The sequence below is a fragment of the Streptomyces sindenensis genome (genome assembly GCF_014649035.1).
Classification (GTDB): Bacteria; Actinomycetota; Actinomycetes; order Streptomycetales; family Streptomycetaceae; genus Streptomyces; species Streptomyces sindenensis.
Genome location: NZ_BMSG01000004.1, coordinates 302,291 through 320,199 on the forward strand (window position 1 = coordinate 302,291; position 17,909 = coordinate 320,199).

Below are 17,909 nucleotides of genomic sequence, written 5' to 3' on the forward strand. Positions count from 1 at the left end.
GATAACTCCATGACCAAACAGGAGCGCGCCACCCGGACCCGACAGGCGCTCATCCGCTCCGCCGCCGTCGTCTTCGAACAGCACGGTTACGCCCAGGCCAGACTGGTGCTGATCAGCTCCGGCGCAGGCGTCAGTACGGGGGCGCTGCATTTCCACTTCGAGAACAAGGCCGCGGTCGCGGAAGCCGTGGTGGCGGAGGCGTCCCACGGGCTGCGCGACATGTCCGCCGCGATCCGGCGCAGGACGGACACCGCCCTGCAGGCACTCGTCGACACCTCCCACGCCCTCGTGGACCGGCTGCGCGGGGACCCGGTGAGCCGCGCCGGATTCAGACTGAGCTGCGACGGCGAGCGGGCCGCCGCCCCGGACCTGCGGATGGAGTGGCACCACCGGGTGCGGGAACTGCTGGACGAGGCCGCCGCCGCCGGAACACTCGCCGACGGCATCGCCCGCGAGGACGCGGCAGCCGCGACCGTCGCCGTGACGGCCGGATTCGAGGTGCTCGGCCGCCACGACGCCGATTGGCTCTCCCCGTACCGGCTCACGGGCTTCTGGCAACTGCTGCTGCCCCGGCTCGCCGCCGCGACGACCCTGCCGCTCCTGGACCCGGCCGGGACGGGTGCGGCACCGTCGCCCCGGGCTTCCGCACTCGCGGCGTTCACCGTCGGCGAGGCGGAGGAGAAGGCGGCGCCGGCGGCGGAGATGAGCGTGGAGACGACCTGACCGGTCGGGCACCTCGAAGGCCTGGCCTGCCGTTCCCGGCCTGCCGTTCCCGGCACCGGCTCCGCCGACGGCGGTGGACTCCCCGTCATGGCCACGCACGAGAACTACGGCCCCACCGGCTGCGGTGACGAGCTCGCCGGCAGCTACGCGACCGGTGTCGTCCGACTGCGCGGACGGCACCGGGGACGCGGTCCGCGCGGACCGGCGTGGACCGCGTCTACGCCGCGGGCGGCCTGGCCCGGCGCGTCACCGTGCCGATACCCCTGGCCGCCGCCGTGGCCGCCGCCGGGTGTGCCATCGACCAGGACCCCGTTGCGTAACCGGCCCCGGCCGGACGGAAGCCCGCCCTCATCGCTCGTCGGCCGCACCCCGCACCCCGCCGCCGGTCACATCCGCCCGGCCCGCGTCGGCGCCCCAGCTCGCCAGCAGGCGCAGGGCCTGGGCCGACTCCGACCCCGGCTCCGCGTGGTAGGTCACCAGCTGCTGGTCCTCGTCGTCCGGGAGGTTCAGCGTCTCGTACGACAGGGTCAGGTCGCCGACGAGCGGATGCCGGATCAGCTTGGTGCCGTGGCCCTTCTCCTTGACGTTGTGCGTGGCCCACAGCAGCCGGAACTCCTCGCTCCGCAGAGAGAGTTCGCCCACCAGGGCCGACAACTGCGGGTCGTCGGGGTGGCACCCCGCGTACAGCCGGAGATAGCTGACCATGTCCGAGGCCTTGGAGTCCCAGTTCAGAAACAGGTCCCGGTAGGCGGGGGAGAGGAACACCAGGCGGGCCCAGTTCCGCTCGGCCGTCGGCAGCGCGGCCCAGTCGCCGAACACCGCCGCCGCCATCGGATTCCACGCGAGGATGTCGGACCGCGCCCCGGCCACGTACGCGGGGATGCCCTCCATGCTGTCGAGGAGGTACAGCAGCCCGGTCCGTACGCGCTGCGTCTTCGCCGGGCGGCGCTTCTTCTTGTGCCGGGCCGGCCGGGCCAGATGGTTCAGATGCGCGTGCTCGGCGTCCGTGAGCCGCAGCGCACGCGCGATCGCGTCCAGCACCTCGGCCGAGACATTGCGCCCGTTGCCCTGTTCGAGACGCGTGTAGTACGCCACCGACACCCCGGCCAGCTGCGCCAGCTCCTCCCGGCGCAGACCGGGCACCCGGCGGTGCCGGCCGAACTCGGGCAGTCCCACGTCCTGCGGCTGGAGCTTGGCCCTCCGGGTGCGCAGGAACTCGCTGAGCTCCGCACGCCGGTCCAGCGGCTCGGGTACGGCGGCCTCCGGCTGATCGTCCATGGGTTCCATTATTCCTGCGTCGCGCGGTCGTAGGCGGCCGAGCCTGTCCCCGTCAGTGGTAGGACCACCGGTCGTAGGCAAAGCGGTGGCCTGGGTAAACGTCGGACCCGGAGCGAGGCTGGGACACGTTCCTACCGCATCACCCAGAGGAGAACCTCCGGCATGACCACCGTTGCCGCCTACGCCGCTCCCCGTGCCAAGGCCCCGCTGGAGCGCACCACGATCGAGCGTCGTCCGGTGGGCGAGTTCGACATCCTGATCGACATCAAGTTCGCCGGTATCTGCCACTCCGACATCCACCAGGCCCGCGACGGCTGGGGTGAGGGCATCTTCCCGATGGTGCCCGGCCACGAGATCGCCGGGATCGTCGCCGAGACCGGCCCCGGGGTCACCCGATTCAAGGTCGGCGACCGCGTGGGCGTCGGCTGCATGGTCGACTCCTGCGGACAGTGCGACGCCTGCCTGATGGGTCGCGAGCAGCACTGCGCCGAGGGCAACACCCAGACGTACAACGCTCTCGACCGCAGCGGCGAGCCCACCTACGGCGGCTACTCGACGCACCTCGTCGTGACCGAGAAGTTCGCCGTCACCATCCCCGAGGGCATCGCCCTCGACGAGGCCGCGCCGCTCCTGTGCGCGGGCATCACCACCTACTCCCCCCTCAAGCGCTGGGGTGCGGGCCCCGGCAGGAAGGTCGCCGTCGTCGGTCTCGGCGGCCTCGGCCACATGGCCGTCAAGATCGCCCACGCGCTCGGCGCCGAGGTCACCGTCCTGTCCCAGTCGCTGCGGAAGAAGGACGACGGGCTGAAGCTGGGCGCCGACCAGTACTACGCGACCAGCGACCCCAAGACCTTCGAGGAGCTGGCCGGAACCTTCGACGTCGTCCTCTCCACGGTCTCGGCCCCGCTGGACTTCGGCGCCTACCTCGGCCTGCTGCGCACCGAGGGCACGCTGGTCAACGTGGGCGCCCCCGAGGAGCCGATCTCGCTGAACCTCTTCTCCCTGATCCTGGGCAACCGGTCGATCGCGGGTTCGGCGATCGGCGGTATCGCGGAGACCCAGGAGATGCTGGACTTCTGCGCCGTGCACGGGCTCGGCGCGGAGATCGAGGTGATCGAGGCGAGCCAGGTCAACGAGGCGTACGAGCGGGTTCTCGCGAGCGACGTCCGCTACCGCTTCGTGATCGACACGGCGACCATCTGACGCCCGCCCCCTGGGGCGGCGTCAGCGCCGAGGGCGTCCGGCCCGAGCCCGTCAGGGCTCGCCGGACGCCCTCGACGCTTGACGCGTACGTTCCGCCCCCCCCGCCGAGACCCTGGCCGACGGGGAGCACGACCGCGCCGGCCGGCACGGACACGGCTCGGCGCCGATGGCGTCGATCGCCCGGCGCACACCCGGTGAAGACTCCTAGGACGGGGCGGGCGACCCCTCCGGCAGATCCTCGGGCCCGGACTCCGGCTCCCGCGGATCCTCCACGAGCTGTTCGCGGAGGTAGTTCCAGACCACCGCGAGCACCGCCGCCACCGGCACGGCGAGCAGGCTTCCCACCACCCCGGCCAGGCTGCCGCCCAGCGTCACCGCGAGCAGCACGACCGCCGCGTGCAGGCCGAGCCCCCGGCTCTGGATCATGGGCTGGAACACATTGCCCTCCAGTTGCTGCACCACGATGATGATCCCCAGCACGAGCAGGGCGTCCATCAGGCCGTTCGAGACCAGGGCGATGACCACCGCCACGAACCCGGCGAACAGCGCCCCCACGATCGGGACGAACGCGCAGACGAACGTCAGCACCGCCAGCGGCAGCACCAACGGCACGTCGAGGATCCACAGACCGAGGCCGATGAAGACCGCGTCCAGCAGACCGACGAACGCCTGGGACCGGACGAACGCGCCCAGGGTCGCCCAACTGCGGGAGGCCACCTCGGGGATGTCGGTGGCGAGCCTGCCGGGAAGCTGACGGGTGAGCCACGGGAGGAAACGTGGGCCGTCCTTGAGGAAGAAGAACATCAGGAAGAGCGCCAGAACCGCCGTGACCACCCCGTTGACCACGGTGCTCACCCCGGTGACGGCGGTGGTGACCACACTGCCGACACTGTCCTGGAGCCGGTCGGTCGCACTGTCGAGGGCGCCGGTGATCTGGTCGTCGCCGATGTTCAGAGGCGGACCGGCCGCCCACTCGCGGAGTTTGTCGATGCCCGCGACCACCCGGTCGGCCAGCTCCCCGGACTGGTCCGCAACCGGCACCGCGATCAGGGCCACGATGCCCGCCCCCACGAGCAGGGCGAACACCGTCACCACCGACGCGGCCAGCGCCGGCCACCAGCCGTGCCGGCGAAGGAAGCGGGCGAGCGGCCAGGTCAGCGTCGTGAGGAACAGACCGACTATCAGCGGCCACACGACCGACCACATCCGGCCCAGTACCCACAACGCGACGGCCGCCGCCACGAGGACCAGCAGCAGTTCTGCGGAGACCCGTGCCGACGTGCGGAGAGCGGCCGCAGTCTTTGTCGAACTCAATGGCGAAGACATGGCGTCACCCTATGGGCTCGGCAACCCCGTTCCGGCCACCCCTATCGCCCCCCGGCCCCCGACCGTCAGCGCAACGCCGACGGCAGCACCTCCCGGTGAACGATGCCGAGGCGCTGGGTGGCACGGGTGAGCGCCACATACAGATCGCTCGTGCCGAACCGGCCGGGCTCCACGACCAGCACATGGTCGAACTCCAGTCCCTTGGCCTGACGCGGATCCAGCAGCACCACCGTCCGCGTCAGGTCCGGGGCCTCACCCGCCGTCACCCCGTGCAGCGGAGCGGCGATCTCCTCGTGGAGCGCCCGCGGCGCGATCACCGCGAGGCGCCCCTCCCGGGGCGTCAGCTCCGCGACGGCCCCGGCCACCGCGCCCGCCAGATCCTCCCCGGCATCCCGCGTCCACGGCTTCTCGCCGGTCGACCGCACCGACACGGGCGCGGTGAACGACGGGTCCCTCTCCCTCAGGACCCCGGCGGCCAGCTCCATGATCTCGGCGGGCGTACGGTAGTTGACCTCCAGCGTCACGTGCTCGAAGCGGTCGCCCACGTACGGGGCGAGAATCCGCTCCCAGGACCCGACGCCCGCCTCCTCGGAGGTCTGGGCCGGGTCGCCGACCAGGGTCATCGACCGGGTCGGCGCCCGCCGCATCAGCAGCCGCCACGCCATCGGCGACAGCTCCTGCGCCTCGTCGACGATGATGTGCCCGAACGCCCACGTACGGTCGGCGGCGGCCCGCTCGGCCGCCGTGCGGTGGTCGGCCTCCTCGTGCCGCTCCGCCATCCGCTCGGCGTCGATGATGTCGTGCGCGGCGAGCACCTCGGACTCCTCGTCCTCGAACTCGTAACTCTCCGAACCGCGCGACAGCTCCAGCACGCCCTGCGCGTAGCCGACCCGCTCCTGCCGGGCCGCCTCCGCGGCCGCCCGCTCCGCGCTGTCGTCGACCCCGAGCAGCTCGGCCGCCTCGTCGAGCAGCGGTACGTCGGCGGGGGTCCACGCCCCGGCGGCCGGCTCGCGCCGGATGGCGTCGGCGTCCTCGTCCGGTACGTACACGGGGTCGGCCAGATAGTCGGCGAGGAAGCCCTCCGGGGTGAGCGGCGGCCACAGCTCGTCCACCGCCGCGTGCACCTCCTTGCTCAGCGCGACGTCCCGGCCGAGCAGGGCCACGTCGTCGGGGCCGAGGAAGTTGGGCCCGCCGTAAGGGTCCGCGCCGATGCGTTCGACGAGTTGCGCGGTGAGCGCGTCGATGACCCGGAAGACGAAGTGCGGACGGGCGAGATTGTGCGGCAGCCGGGTGTCGCGGGCCGCCTGCCGGGCCTCGTAAGCGATCTCCCAGTCCAGGACCAGATCCCCGCCGTCCTCGTGCGGGATCACCATCGCCGCCCCGGGCTCCGGCAGCCGCTGCCGGTCGCGTACGGCCAGGGCGAGCGCCTCGGCCATCGGCTCGCCGCCCTTGACGGCGGCGGCGCGCGGGGTGTCCGTCCCCGTGGCGCGCACCCCGGGGAACAGCTCGGCCTGCGTGGCGAGCAGCACCCCGGTCTCGCCGAGCGAGGGCAGCACCTCCGCGATGTAGCGCAGGAACGCCGGGTTGGGCCCCACGATGAGCACGGCTCGCTTTGCCAGCAGCTCGCGGTGCTCGTAGAGCAGGAACGCGGCCCGGTGCAGCGCGACGGCCGTCTTGCCGGTGCCGGGGCCGCCCTCGACGACGAGGACACCGCGGTGCGGGGCCCGGATGATGCCGTCCTGTTCGGCCTGGATGGTCCGCACGATGTCGCCCATGCGTCCGGTGCGCGCGGAATTCAGCGCCGCCAGCAGCACGGCGTCGCCGTTCGGGTCCTCGAAACCGGTACGGTCGTCGTCCCCGAGATCGAGGATCTCGTCATGGAGCTCGGTGACCGTGCGGCCCTCGGTGGTGATGTGGCGGCGCCGGCGCAGACCCATCGGCGTGTGCCCCGTGGCGAGATAGAAGGGACGCGCCACCGGCGCACGCCAGTCGATCAGAACCGGCGTGTGGTCGGCGTCGTCCTCGCGGATCCCGATCCGGCCGATGTGGTGCGCGAGCCCGTCGGAGCGGTCGACGCGGCCGAAGCACAGAGATCCGTCCACCGCGTCCAGCGCCGCGAGCAGTCCCGAGCGCTCCGCGACGAGGATGTCCCGCTCCAGCCGCGCCTGCTGGCCCGTGCCGACCGGCGTCAACGCGTGCTCGACCCCCTCGGCCGCCACCCCGCGCAGTGCGTCGACCCGGGCATGGAGCCGATCGATGAATTCCTGCTCTTCCCGCAATTCGTCGCTTTCCCGGTTTGACAAAACGGCTCCCCGCCAGATATATTCGTATCCATAAGGCCCCCGCGTGGGGCCTTTCTGCGTGTGCGCAGAAGAATCCAATATACGCGTGATAAACCCCCGACCGCAATAACGGTCCGGGAGCGGGAGCGGGTCGCCCCATCGTGCGGGAGCGGGGCGGCCGCCGGTCAGGGGCTTCCGGCATGCGCTCACGTCAGACCCGTCCGACACTGACGGCGGACAATAGATGGCGGTGCCGCGTCCCACCGGACCGGAGAGAGTCAAAAGCAGACAGTTCGAAGCGACGGTCGACATCGGCCGTCCCGTGCAGGAAGTCTTCGCCCCCTCTCGCGGACGGCCGGCACGACCCCGAGCTCAGCTCCCGGGTCCAGCGCATCGAGAAATTCCCCTCGGGCCCCTCCGCGCCGCGAAGACGCGCCACGGCGGCTCCCCGGTCCGGAGAGCCGCCGCGAACCCGTTGCCCGCTTCAGCGGGTCAGGGAGAACGCCTGTGCCGAGGAACCGGAGCAGGGCTGCTGCGAGAGCCTGGCCCCGTCGGCCGTCGAGGAGTTGTCGACGGTGAGGCACTTGCCGCTGTGGCGGGCGACGAAGCGGTACTGCCCCGCGCCGCCCAGAGCCTGTGGACGCCACTGCTGGTTGACGCCGCCCACGTACGACCACAGGTGCACCCTGGTGCCGTCGGCGGTCGCCCCCGGGCCCCCGTCCACGTCCCAGGCCTTCGCGTTGTGCCGGTTCACCACCTGGTAGTGCCCGGAGTCGGTCGGCCGGAACTGCCAGCCCTGGTTGGCCCCGGTCCCGCAGGCCCACTGCTGCAGCGCGGTGCCGTCGGCCGTACCCCAGTCGGCCGCGTCGAGGCAGGCGCCGCTGTTGACGTTGCGCACCTGGTACCAGGCGGCGGGATCGATGGACCCCACGGGCGGCTCGGTCGTTCCGCCGCTCCCGTCCCAGGTGAAGGTCGCGACGGCTCCGGCAGGCAGGGTGTACACGAGCGACCTGCCGCTGTCGGTGAGGGAGAACCGCTGTGATCCCGAAGCGGTGTTGACGACCACGGCGGCGCGGCTGCCGTCGCCGTTCTGGAAGGCGACGTTCTGCACCCCGCCGGCGCCCTGGCTGGTGGAGCCGATCCGCACCGCCCCCGCCTCGATGAACTTCGAGACGTGGCCCAGGACATAGAACTCGGCGTTACGGGTGACCCGACCGCCGTCGATCTCGACGATGCCGTTGCAGCGGTTGGTGCAGTGCCCCTGGTGGGGGCCGCCGTTCCGGTCGAGGGCGAGGTTCCAGTTGATCACCGTCTCGCCGCCGTTGCGCATGTTCTGCACGACGAGGTTCTCGGCGTGCCACTTGAGCGTGTCGCCGAACGTCGTCGCCGGGTTCGCGCTGTCCGTGCCGGAGCACTCGGTGAAGAACACCCGCTTTCCGGTGTCGGCGATCTGCTTCTGGGCGGCGGGCGCCCCGCCGTAGCAGTGGAAGGCCGCCCCGATGATCCGCCGGATGCCGCCCGTCCGGGCGAAGACGTCGAGCGGGTAGTTCGGGTGGTCCCAGTTGTGGTCGTACGCCAGGATGTTGGTCGGCAGGTTCGCGGCGGTGAGCGCCTGGTCCAGGACCCGCAGGAAGTCCGCCTGCTGGGCCGAGGTCATGCTCATCGACGGGTAACCGGTCGCGAACTCCGGCTCGTTCTGCGCCGTGAGATCGGTGAGCGTGATGCCCTCCTGGCCGTACGCCCTGATCGCCTTGACCAGGTAGTCGGCGTAGGTCTGGTAGTGCTCGGCGCGCAGACTCCCGCCGTTGAGCGAGTTGTTGGTCTTCATCCAGGCCGGAGGCGACCAGGGCGAGCCCATGAAGCGGATGGCCGGGTTGACGGCGGTGGCCTGCTTCAGGACCGGGATGATCTGGCTCCGGTCCCGGTCGATGGAGAAGGCGCCCCGGGTGTCCTCGTACGTGTACGGGTCGGTGTTCGCGTCGAAGTCGGTGCTGCCGAGGGGCTGTCGCAGGTAGTTGAGCCCGATGCCGTCGCCCTCCGCGGAGAAGAGCGACGTCAGCAGCGAGGAGCGCTGCGCCGGGGGAAGGCCCTGGACGAGATGGGCGGATGCGCCCGTCACGGACGCCCCCGCGCCCGTGAACTTCTGCCCCTTGCTGTTCGCGTCGATCCGGATGTCGATCGCCTGCGGGGACTCGGTGAAGGGGATGTTCCCCTCCGGGGTGAGCTTCTTGGACCCGTCGGGTGTGGTGATCCACACCCGGGCGACCGGGTCGGCCGCCCGGGCGGGGGTGACAGCACCGTCGACACCGAGCGCGGCGACGGTCACGACGAGCGCGGCGCCTGCCGCGCGCGCTCTGAGACGCGGGGGAGTGGAGCTTGGCATGGTGGCGGCTCTCCTTGGGTTCGTACCTGCTGACAGGCGGCACCCCGGCGGAAGGAGGGCGCGGCGGACGCCTCGCTCCGGGCGTGCCGGTCACGAGAGGGCGGGACAACGGCATGAAAGCACACCCACTAAGTGGTTAGTAAGTAGTCGGCTCCGGTGTTCTCTCACGCTGTCCCGAAGATCTTCACCAGGGGCCCGGCAGGCTTAAGCTGATCCGGTGAGCAACCAGTCAGTGAGCAGACCGGCACGCGGTCCGGCGGCGCCCCGCACGCCGCGCAGTCCGGAAGCCCGGCAGCGGCAGCAGGACATCCTGGCCATCGCCATGGACACCTTCGCCGCCCGCGGCTACAACAACGCCTCGCTCGCCGAGATCGCGGACCGGGTCGGGCTCACCCAGGCAGGGGTGCTGCACTACTTCCGCTCCAAGGCTCTTCTTCTCACCAGCGTGCTCGAACTGCGCGACCAGCGGGACATCGAGCAGCTCGGCCCCGACCGCCCCCAGGGGCTGGACTTCCTGCGCCACCTGGTGAACACCGCACTGCGCAACGCGGAGCGCGAGGGCATCGTCCGGCTGTACGCGGTGCTCTCGGCGGAGTCCGTCACCGACGACCACCCCGCCCAGGACTACTTCCGCGACCGCTACGACGGGCTGCGCGCCTTCGTCGCCGACGCCCTGCGTGAGGCCTGCGAACTGCCCGCCAACCGCGCGGAGTCGGCCGACAACGCGGCCAACGCCATCATCGCGGTCATGGACGGACTCCAGGTCCAGTGGCTTCTGGCGCCGGAGTCCGTGGACATGGCCGCCTCGACCGACCTGGTGGTCACCTCACTGCTGGCGGCTCTCGCCCCCGAACGCTTCGGCCCGCACACAGCAGGCTGAGGCGGGCTGTCCCGGGGGCGGAGCGGCTACACGGAGGCGACGGAAACCGGCGCCCCACCGACGGGCCCGCGCCGCGCACCGCCGTGGCCGGCCGCTCCCGCCACCTGCGCCTCCAGGGCCGCGAGGAGCCAGTCGTGCGCCGACCCCGGGGTCGGCTCGGGAGGACCGCCGGGAGCGCTGATCACCTCGGCCGTCAGTTCCCAGTACCGGTCGATGCGCGGATCGTCCGCGAGCCGTCGCGCCAGCACGCGGCGGAAGGCGGGCGTGTCCCGGGCGCCGTACGTGCTCGCGTACGCGTCCACGAATCCGTCCAGCGTCTCCCCGGCAGCCGGCTCCGCGCCACGGCGCAGTTCCGCGCCCGCCAGCTCGTACGCCTCCGCCAGACCCGCGTACAGCACCGCCGACGCGCGGGCCCCCTCGACGCCGTGCGCCCGGGGCTGGCAGGATCCGGCCCCCGCTTCGCCGCCGCACGGCCGGGTCACGAAGGCGTGCAGCCGGGCGAAGGCGAGGACCTGGGCCGGCCGGGGATCGTCGGGCGGGGACGGAACCGCCGCCTCCAGGAACGCGGTGACGGACCGGGCGGGCATCCGGGGTGGCAGCCACGCACGCCAGAACCGGGCCAGTGCGGCGGTGCTCGGCGGGGCGGCGATCGCCCCGACCAGCCGCAGCCGGCCGGGTCGTTCGGCCGGAGAGCACTCCTGTACGAGCCTCAGCGCGGCCTCCCGCCAGCGCAGCGCGGCGAGTTCGGACCCCAGGGCGCGCAGCCGCCCGGCGACGGCATCCTCCAGCGCGCCACCCGCCCCGGCCCCCTCCCGGCCGTCCTGCGCGTCCAGTTCGTCGAGGATGCGGCGCACTTCGGGAACCGGCAGATCCAGGGCGCGCAGCGAGCGGATCATGCCGAGCCGCTCCACGGCGTCCGGACCGTACCTCCGATGCCCGCCGGCACTCCGGGACGCCTCCGGCAGCAGCCCGCGGTCCGAGTAGAAGCGGACGGTCTTGACGCTGACGCCCAGGCGCTCGGCCAGTTCACCGATGGTGCACAGACCGTCGTGCGACGAGAACACTTGAACCTCCACCAGGGGGAGTTCCTACGGTACCTGCGAGCGCGGCCGGGGGCTTCGGGTCCGGGGCGCGGGAGACAGTGGGACGAGGAGGGGCCATGACCGTATTCATCCTGGTGGCCGGGGCGTTCACCGGACCGCACGTGTGGCGGGACACCGCGGCGCGGCTGACGGCGGAGGGCGCCCAGGTCCGCACCGTGGCGCTCACCGGGCTCGGCGGCCCCTCCGCCGACGGGGGCGCGGCCGTCGACCTGGAGACCCATATCGCGGACGTACTCGCGGTGATCGACTCGGTGGCCGTACCGGCGGCGGGGGAGCCCGGCGGGGAGATCGTGCTCGTCGGCCACGACTACGGCATCCACCCGGTGCTCGGCGCCGCCGACCGCCGGGCCCGGTCGATCGCCCGGATCGTGTACCTGGACTCGGGGATGCCGCAGGACGGCGTCCCCGCGCTGGCGGCCGTGCCCGACCAGCTCCTGCGCGAGGAGGTGGCGGAGCGCGCCGCCGGGTCCGGGGACGGGGCGGCGGGCGGTGAACTGCCGCCACCGGCCAGGGACGCGTGGCCCCGCTGGGGAAGCACCGAGGGCCTCTCCGAGGCGGCGCTCGACGGTCTCACCGCCCTCGCGGCCCCGCAGCCGCTGGGCACACTGCTCCAACCGCTCCGGCTCACCGGCGCCCTGGCCGAGGTGCCCGCGACGGGGGTGCTGTGCACCGGCAACGGGCCGGGCGTGGAGATGCTCCAGATCATGGTGGACGTCGGCACTCCCGCCCTGCAAGCGCTCGCCGAAGCCCGGGTGACCTTCTTCGAACTGCCCACGGGGCACTGGCCGATGCTGTCCTCGCCGGATGCGCTGGCCGGGGTACTCATCGAGGCCGCGTCCGGCGGGGGACACCTGCTGACCCCCGCCGAGGCCGGCCGCACTCCCGCCCATCTGCGGCCGTTCCTCCTCGACGTACCCGAACGCTCACGCGAGCGGACCGGGAACACCGACCTGTATCTGCCGGACGGTCCCGGGCCGCACCCGGCCGTGGTGTTCGTGCACGGCGGCCCGGTGCCTCCCGGGGCGAGGCCCACGCCCCGGGACTGGCCGACCCTGACGGGGTACGCACGCCAGGTCGCCGGGCAAGGGGTCGTGGGCGTGACGCTCGACCATTGTCTGCACGCCGTGACCGACTACGAGCAGGCCGCCGCCGATGTGGCCGCCGCGGTGGAGCGGGTACGCGCCGATCCGCGAGTCGACGCGGACCGGGTCGCCCTGTGGTTCTTCTCGGGCGGGGGCCCGATCACGGCGGAGTGGCTGACGGACCCCCCGGTGTGGCTGCGCTGCGTAGCCGCGAACTACCCGATCCTCGCGCCGCTGCCGGGCTGGGGGCTGACCGGGTCGCGCTTCCACCCCGTCCGGGCGCTCTCCCGTGCCGGTCGCCTTCCCGTCGTCCTCGTCCGGGCGGGCCGGGAGAGCGCCGAAATCGCCAGGACCGTCGAGGAGTTCGTGGCCGAGGCCGCCCGCTGCGGGGCGAACCTGGAGATCATCGACGTACCGGAGGGGCGGCACGGCTTCGAGACGCTGGACCCGGCCGACGGGGCGCGCGAGGCCGTGCACCGCGCGGTGGGGGCGGTGCTGGACCGCTTGAAGGGGTGAGCGTCCGGGCCACGGCTCGCGGGTCCGTGGCCGGGACTGCCGGCCCGGTGACGGCTATTCGATGACCAGCTCGATGTCGATGTTGCCCCGGGTGGCCTTGGAGTACGGGCAGTAGGCGTGGGTGGCCTCGACCAGCTTCCGCCCGGTCTCGCCCGCGAGGGAGTCCGGGAGCTCCACGCGCATGACGACCGCGAGCCCGAAGCCGTCGCCGTCCTTGCCGATGGAGACCTCGGCGGTCACGGAAGCGTCCTTGGTGTCGACCTTCATCTGGCGGCCGACCGCGGCCATGGCACTGGCGAAACAGGCCGCGTACCCGGCGGCGAAGAGCTGCTCGGGGTTGGTGCCCTTGCCGTTGCCGCCGAGGGCCTGGGGCATGGCGAGCGGCAGGTCGACCTGGCCGTCCGAGCTGACGGCACGGCCCTCACGCCCGTTGGCGGTGGCGGCGGCGGTGTACAACGCGTCCATGGAATGGCCCTCCTCTGGAGCCCCGACCCGGCTGGTCGTGACTGCAGACACGAAGATGGCACACAATTGAATTGTGCACAACTCAATAGGCTGTGCGACGGTACGCTGGTGTCATGACCTCTGTCCCGAGCGCCTCGCCCGACCTCTCCGCCATTCCCGACGCGGAGCTGCTGCGACTGGATCACCAGGTGTGCTTCTCGCTGCACGCCGCCTCGCGGGCGTTCGGCGGCTACTACCGGCGGGCGCTCAAGGATCTCGGCCTCACCTACTCGCAGTACCTGGTGATGCTGGTCCTCTGGGAGCAGGGCCCGCAGCCGGTCAAGGCCATCGGGGGGCGTCTCCACCTGGACTCGGGGACCCTGTCACCCCTCCTGAAGCGGCTGGAGAGCGCCGGGCTGGTCCGGCGTGAACGCAGCCGCGAGGACGAGCGCTCCGTCGTGATCGAACTGACCTCTGAGGGTGCGGGCCTGCGCGAGCGCGCCCTGTCCGTCCCCCGTGGCGTGCTGGCTGCCACGGGCCTGTCGCTGGAGGAGGTTCTCGGGCTGCAGGAGGTGCTGGGGCGGCTCACGGGTGCGCTGGGGGAGGTGGTCGACGGCGACTGAGAGATCGGACAGCGTTACCTGTCACTTCACTGGGGCGACAAACTCAATTGTCCGTGCGATCCGTGACAGCTAAAATTGTCGCATGGATGATGTGAAGGCGATCCCGACCCCTGATCAGAGCGACGAGAACTTCTGGGCCACGGTCCTCACCCCGGTCGACCCCGCCTGGAACGAGCCCGTTGACGACGACACGTTCGCCATGGACGAGCAACTGCTCGCAGCGGTCCGGTCGCTGGCCGAACGGATCTCGACGCGCGCGGTGGCCTACCGCACCGCCGAAAAGCCCTTCGACGCCGCGCTCATGGCCGCGCCCGACGTGCAGCTGGCGATGCTGCGCTCGCTCTACGAAGCCAAGCGGTCCGTGGACCGGCTGGCCGAGAGCGCGGCCACCGTCGCTGGTCGCGGCGGATGCAGCTACGCACAGCTCGGCGCGGCCTGGGGTGGCATCAAGCGCCAGTCGGCCCGCCTCAAGTGGCCCCACGCGGTACCGAAGAAGTCCGCCAGCGAGTCCATTCCGCTCCACTACGCGGGGGGCGACGCCGTGATTCACCACGACCCGGGCGCCGACGCCTGGTGGTACACCGCCACGGGCGCGGACCTGCGGGAGGACGAGTCCGAGGCCGTCCACGACACGTCCGCCGAGGCCATCGCGCGGGCGACCGAGTTTCTGCTGAATCACGCCCGGCCCACGCCGCCCGGAACGAGGTGACCACCAGGGGGGCTGACGACAGGTCCTAGCCGCCGTAGACCCCGCCGGCCCCCCGGTGGAAGTCCCAGGCCTCGACGTCGCGGTAGTGGATCGGCCCGGGGCCGCGGCCGATGTTGCTGCCGACCAGGTGGAGGCGCCCGGCCACCCAGCCCCGGCCGGCGAACGCGGTGAGTGAGGCCGCGGCCTCCACCGTGTTCGTGTGGTCGCCCCGGCGGGACCGGGCCAGCGTCAGATGCGGCCGGAGCGGCCGCTCGGGAAAGGAGACCCCGCACTCCCTGACGAGGGCGCGTACGTCGGCGGCGAGGCGGTGCAGCCCGTCGAGGTCCCCCGTGACCCCGGTCCACAACACCCGTTCGTCGAAGTGCCCGCCGCCGCGCAGCGCCAGCCGCAACGGCCGCTGCCGGGCCGCGAGCCCGGCCAGCGGGTTCATCAGGGGCGGAACGGCGGCGACCGGAAGTTCCCCGAGGAACGCCAGGGTGATGTGCCAGTCCTCGATGCGGTTCCACCGCATGCGGGGGTAGGCGTCATAGGCCGGACGCAGTACCTGCTCCAGCTCCTCCTTCGCGTCGTCGGGCGGCGCGAGCGCCAGGAACACGCGGGTCGTCGGGGCCGGGGCACGTCCGTCCGCAGGGCGGCCGGTCACGGCTTCGAGCGGTTCGTTCACCTGCCGTACCGTACGTGCAGCCCACACCCGCGTCGCGACGCGGGGCCGACGAACGGCTCCGGCGCCCGCCGGGCGAGCGGCGCTGCTCGCCGCCGTCCGTCGATGCGACCCTCAGCCGTTCACCTGCGCAGCCGCGTTGCCGGGTTTCCGTGCCGCCGGGTTTCCGTGCCGCCGCGCCGGTCGCAGTCGTGGTGGCCACGGCCGTCGCTGCCGTCGTCGTCCGCAGGCAGGGACAGGGGCAGGCGCGGGAGATCCGGATCGCCGTTGGGGCAAAGGGGGGCCACGGGCCCGCTCCGGACATCGGCTCCGCCCGGGACGGCTCAGGCCGTCGTCGCCGCGTCGACCCGTTCCGTGGAGGCCAGGGGCTCCGCGGCATCCGGCCCGGCGGGCTGCTCGGCGTTCGCCCCGGTACGGGCGGGACGTCGCGGCCCCCGGACCAGGACGTAGAGGAACAGAGCTGCCATCACGGCGGCCCCCGCCCACATGGCGTTCTGCCAGCCGTCGACGAACGACCGGCGTCCGGCGTCGATCAGCGCCTGGGCGTAGGGGCCCGCGCCGTTCGCGGCCTCGACGGCGTTGGCGACGCCTCCGCGCGCGATGTCGGCCGGACCCTCCGGGACCCCGGCGAGTCGGCCGTCGATGGCACCGCGATAGCCGGCGGACAGCAGCGCGCCGAGGAGGGCGACGCCGAGCGCGGTGCCCAACTCCCGGGTCACGTCGTTCAGCGCGGACGCGACCCCCTGGCGCTCGCGCGGCAGCGCGCCTGTGATGGCTTCGGTGGAGGGCGTCATCGCCAGGCCCATGCCGAGCCCCATCGCCAGCATGCCGGGAAGGACGGACAGGTAGCCGCCGTCGACCGAGACGATCCCGGCCATGACCGCGAGCCCCACGCCCGCCAGCAGGATGCCCGTGGCCATGGTCGCGCGGGCGCCGATGCGCCCGGCGAGGTGCGGGGCCAGGCCCGGGGCCATCATCATCAGAACGGCCGTGGGCATGAGAGCCAGCGTGGACAGCAGCCCGGACCAGCCGAGTACGGCCTGGAGGAACGGGAAGAGGACCACGAAGATGCCCGCCTGCACCCCGAAGACCACCAGCAGGGTGACCGAACCTCCGGCCAGTGCGCGCTCGCCGAACAGCCGGACGTCCAGGAGCGCTCCCTCCCCGCGGCGCAGCTCCCAGGCCACGAAACCGGCGGCGGCGATCACCCCGACGACAAGACCGAGCAGCGTCACCGGCGCGGTCCAGCCGCGCTCCGGTCCTTCCTGCAGGACGAAGATGAGCCCGACCACCGCCACGACCGAGGTCAGCGCACCACCGACGTCGAACCCGTGCCGCGACCTCTCGCGGGAGTCGGGAACGAACCGCAGCGTCATCACCAGAGCGACGGCGCCGAGAACCAGCGGGGACACGAACAGCCACCGCCAGCTCGCCGCGTCGACCAGCGCGGCCGAGAGGAACATGCCCAGAACGCCGCCGCCTCCCGCGACCCCGGTCCACACCCCGATCGCCCGGCCCCGCTCCTCCTCCGGGAAGGTCGAGGTGATCACGGCGAGGGTGATCGGCATGATCATGGCCGCGCCCACCCCGCTGAACAGACGGGCGGCGAGCATGACCTCGGCCGACGGCGCGAGACCCGCCACCACACCGGCCAGGCCGAAGACGACGAGACCGGCCACCAGCACGGGCTTGCGGCCCAGCCGGTCGCCGATCGCGCCGAGCGGCAACAGCAGGGCGGCCAGGCCGAGGGTGTAGATGTTGATGATCCACAGGATCGTGCTCTGCGAGGCGTCGAACGCGACGGCCAGGTCGGGCTGGGCGACGTTGAGCCCCGAGACCGAGGCGATCACGGCCATCAGCGCGATGCACACGGTGATCAGGATCGTGCGGCGCTGACGCGCGTCGGGCACAGCCTCGCCCGACGTGTCCGGGGCGTCGTCCGGACCGACGCCCACCGGACCGGGATGGTTCGTACTCATGGATTCCTCTTCCGTGCGAGCGAGCCCACCGGTTCCGGGGCCGACCACGGACGACGCTAAGCACACCTTGCACAGATGGCATACACTTATGCCTATGACGCAAGAAGATGGTGAGCTGGACAGCCTGGTACGCAAACGGATCCGCGCCCTGCGCGTGGCCCAGGGCTGGTCCTTGGAGGAGCTGGCCGCCCGGGCGAAGGTCAGCCAGTCCACGCTCAGCCGCATCGAGAACGGCCGGCGCCGGCTGGCCCTGGACCAGCTCGTCACGCTCGCCCGCGCCCTGGACACCTCGCTCGACCAGCTCGTCGAGACCGCGTCCGACGACATCGTCTCCAACCCGATGATCGACGGGGCCCACGGTCAGATGCGGTGGCCCGTCAAGGCGGAGCCCGGCATGACGGTGATCCGCCAGCGCATGACCGAGCCGCCGCCCGACAACCCCTCACGTCTGCGCGCACATCCGGGCCGGGAGTGGCTCGTCGTCCTGTCCGGCACCGCGATCCTGCTCCTGGGCAACCGGCGCCTGCGGATCGAGACGAACCAGGCGGCGGAGTTCCCCACGATGCTCCCGCACGCGATCGGCGCCGAGGGCGGTCCGTGCGAGCTGCTGGGCATCTTCGACCGGGACGCCCGCCGCGGCCACCAGCGCGGAGAAGGCGTGGAGAAGCGCGGAGGAGGCACGGACAGGGAGGGGCCTCGCCGGTCATCATGACCGGC

The 17,909-nt window shown here is 72.3% G+C and carries 15 protein-coding genes; 7 read left to right on the forward strand and 8 right to left on the reverse strand.

Features of this window, described 5'->3' with window-relative positions:
- Positions 1-9: 9 nt before the first annotated feature.
- On the forward strand, positions 10-723 hold the full coding sequence (locus tag IE145_RS08145; RefSeq protein ID WP_189520205.1) for a ScbR family autoregulator-binding transcription factor: 714 nt from the start codon (positions 10-12) through the stop codon (positions 721-723).
- A gap of 348 nt (positions 724-1,071) precedes the next feature.
- Here the strand turns inward: IE145_RS08145 and IE145_RS08150 are convergent, their stop codons facing one another.
- Entirely contained in the window at positions 1,072-2,001 is a 930-nt protein-coding gene (locus tag IE145_RS08150; RefSeq protein ID WP_189520206.1) for a helix-turn-helix domain-containing protein, read from the reverse strand.
- Between the two features lie 162 nt (positions 2,002-2,163).
- Here IE145_RS08150 and IE145_RS08155 point away from each other — a divergent pair, with 162 nt between their 5' ends.
- Positions 2,164-3,204, forward strand: a complete 1,041-nt coding sequence (locus IE145_RS08155) for an NAD(P)-dependent alcohol dehydrogenase (protein ID WP_189520207.1) — start codon at positions 2,164-2,166, stop codon at positions 3,202-3,204.
- 204 nt (positions 3,205-3,408) lie between these two features.
- Here the strand turns inward: IE145_RS08155 and IE145_RS08160 are convergent, their stop codons facing one another.
- The 3 genes from IE145_RS08160 to IE145_RS08170 all read right to left on the reverse strand — a co-directional run bounded on the left by IE145_RS08160 (position 3,409) and on the right by IE145_RS08170 (position 9,195).
- A complete protein-coding gene (locus IE145_RS08160; protein ID WP_189520208.1) occupies positions 3,409-4,530 on the reverse strand; it encodes an AI-2E family transporter in 1,122 nt (373 codons plus the stop codon).
- A gap of 65 nt (positions 4,531-4,595) precedes the next feature.
- The gene (locus IE145_RS08165) at positions 4,596-6,809 is read right to left on the reverse strand and encodes a HelD family protein (protein WP_189520242.1); all 2,214 of its coding nucleotides are present in this window, start codon (positions 6,807-6,809) and stop codon (positions 4,596-4,598) included.
- Between the two features lie 487 nt (positions 6,810-7,296).
- Positions 7,297-9,195: an RICIN domain-containing protein gene (locus tag IE145_RS08170; protein ID WP_189520209.1), complete on the reverse strand. Its 1,899-nt coding sequence runs from the start codon at positions 9,193-9,195 to the stop codon at positions 7,297-7,299.
- Positions 9,196-9,412: 217 nt separating this feature from the next.
- On the opposite strand from IE145_RS08170, the gene IE145_RS08175 reads away from it, so the two are divergent.
- Entirely contained in the window at positions 9,413-10,075 is a 663-nt protein-coding gene (locus IE145_RS08175; RefSeq protein ID WP_268246809.1) for a TetR/AcrR family transcriptional regulator, read from the forward strand.
- Positions 10,076-10,101: 26 nt separating this feature from the next.
- On the opposite strand, the gene IE145_RS08180 is transcribed toward IE145_RS08175, so the two are convergent.
- Complete coding sequence (locus IE145_RS08180) at positions 10,102-11,139, reverse strand: MerR family transcriptional regulator (protein ID WP_189520210.1); 1,038 nt, start codon at positions 11,137-11,139, stop codon at positions 10,102-10,104.
- A gap of 95 nt (positions 11,140-11,234) precedes the next feature.
- On the opposite strand from IE145_RS08180, the gene IE145_RS08185 reads away from it, so the two are divergent.
- A complete protein-coding gene (locus IE145_RS08185) occupies positions 11,235-12,776 on the forward strand; it encodes an alpha/beta fold hydrolase (RefSeq protein ID WP_189520211.1) in 1,542 nt (513 codons plus the stop codon).
- Positions 12,777-12,830: 54 nt separating this feature from the next.
- Here the strand turns inward: IE145_RS08185 and IE145_RS08190 are convergent, their stop codons facing one another.
- Entirely contained in the window at positions 12,831-13,241 is a 411-nt protein-coding gene (locus IE145_RS08190; RefSeq protein WP_189520212.1) for an Ohr family peroxiredoxin, read from the reverse strand.
- A gap of 113 nt (positions 13,242-13,354) precedes the next feature.
- Between IE145_RS08190 and IE145_RS08195 the strand changes: the two genes are divergently transcribed.
- Both IE145_RS08195 and IE145_RS08200 read left to right on the forward strand, forming a co-directional pair.
- Complete coding sequence (locus IE145_RS08195) at positions 13,355-13,843, forward strand: MarR family winged helix-turn-helix transcriptional regulator (protein ID WP_189520213.1); 489 nt, start codon at positions 13,355-13,357, stop codon at positions 13,841-13,843.
- A gap of 82 nt (positions 13,844-13,925) precedes the next feature.
- Positions 13,926-14,552 carry a hypothetical protein gene (locus tag IE145_RS08200; RefSeq protein WP_189520214.1) on the forward strand — a complete coding sequence of 209 codons (627 nt, stop codon included), beginning with the start codon at positions 13,926-13,928 and terminating at the stop codon, positions 14,550-14,552.
- A 25-nt stretch (positions 14,553-14,577) separates the two neighbouring features.
- On the opposite strand, the gene thpR is transcribed toward IE145_RS08200, so the two are convergent.
- Both thpR and IE145_RS08210 read right to left on the reverse strand, forming a co-directional pair.
- Positions 14,578-15,216 (reverse strand): RNA 2',3'-cyclic phosphodiesterase, encoded by a 639-nt coding sequence (thpR, locus tag IE145_RS08205; protein ID WP_189520215.1) that lies wholly within the window; start codon positions 15,214-15,216, stop codon positions 14,578-14,580.
- A 320-nt stretch (positions 15,217-15,536) separates the two neighbouring features.
- Positions 15,537-17,192 (reverse strand): MFS transporter, encoded by a 1,656-nt coding sequence (locus tag IE145_RS08210; protein WP_189520216.1) that lies wholly within the window; start codon positions 17,190-17,192, stop codon positions 15,537-15,539.
- 94 nt (positions 17,193-17,286) lie between these two features.
- On the opposite strand from IE145_RS08210, the gene IE145_RS08215 reads away from it, so the two are divergent.
- Entirely contained in the window at positions 17,287-17,904 is a 618-nt protein-coding gene (locus IE145_RS08215; protein WP_189520217.1) for a helix-turn-helix domain-containing protein, read from the forward strand.
- Positions 17,905-17,909 lie beyond the last annotated feature (5 nt).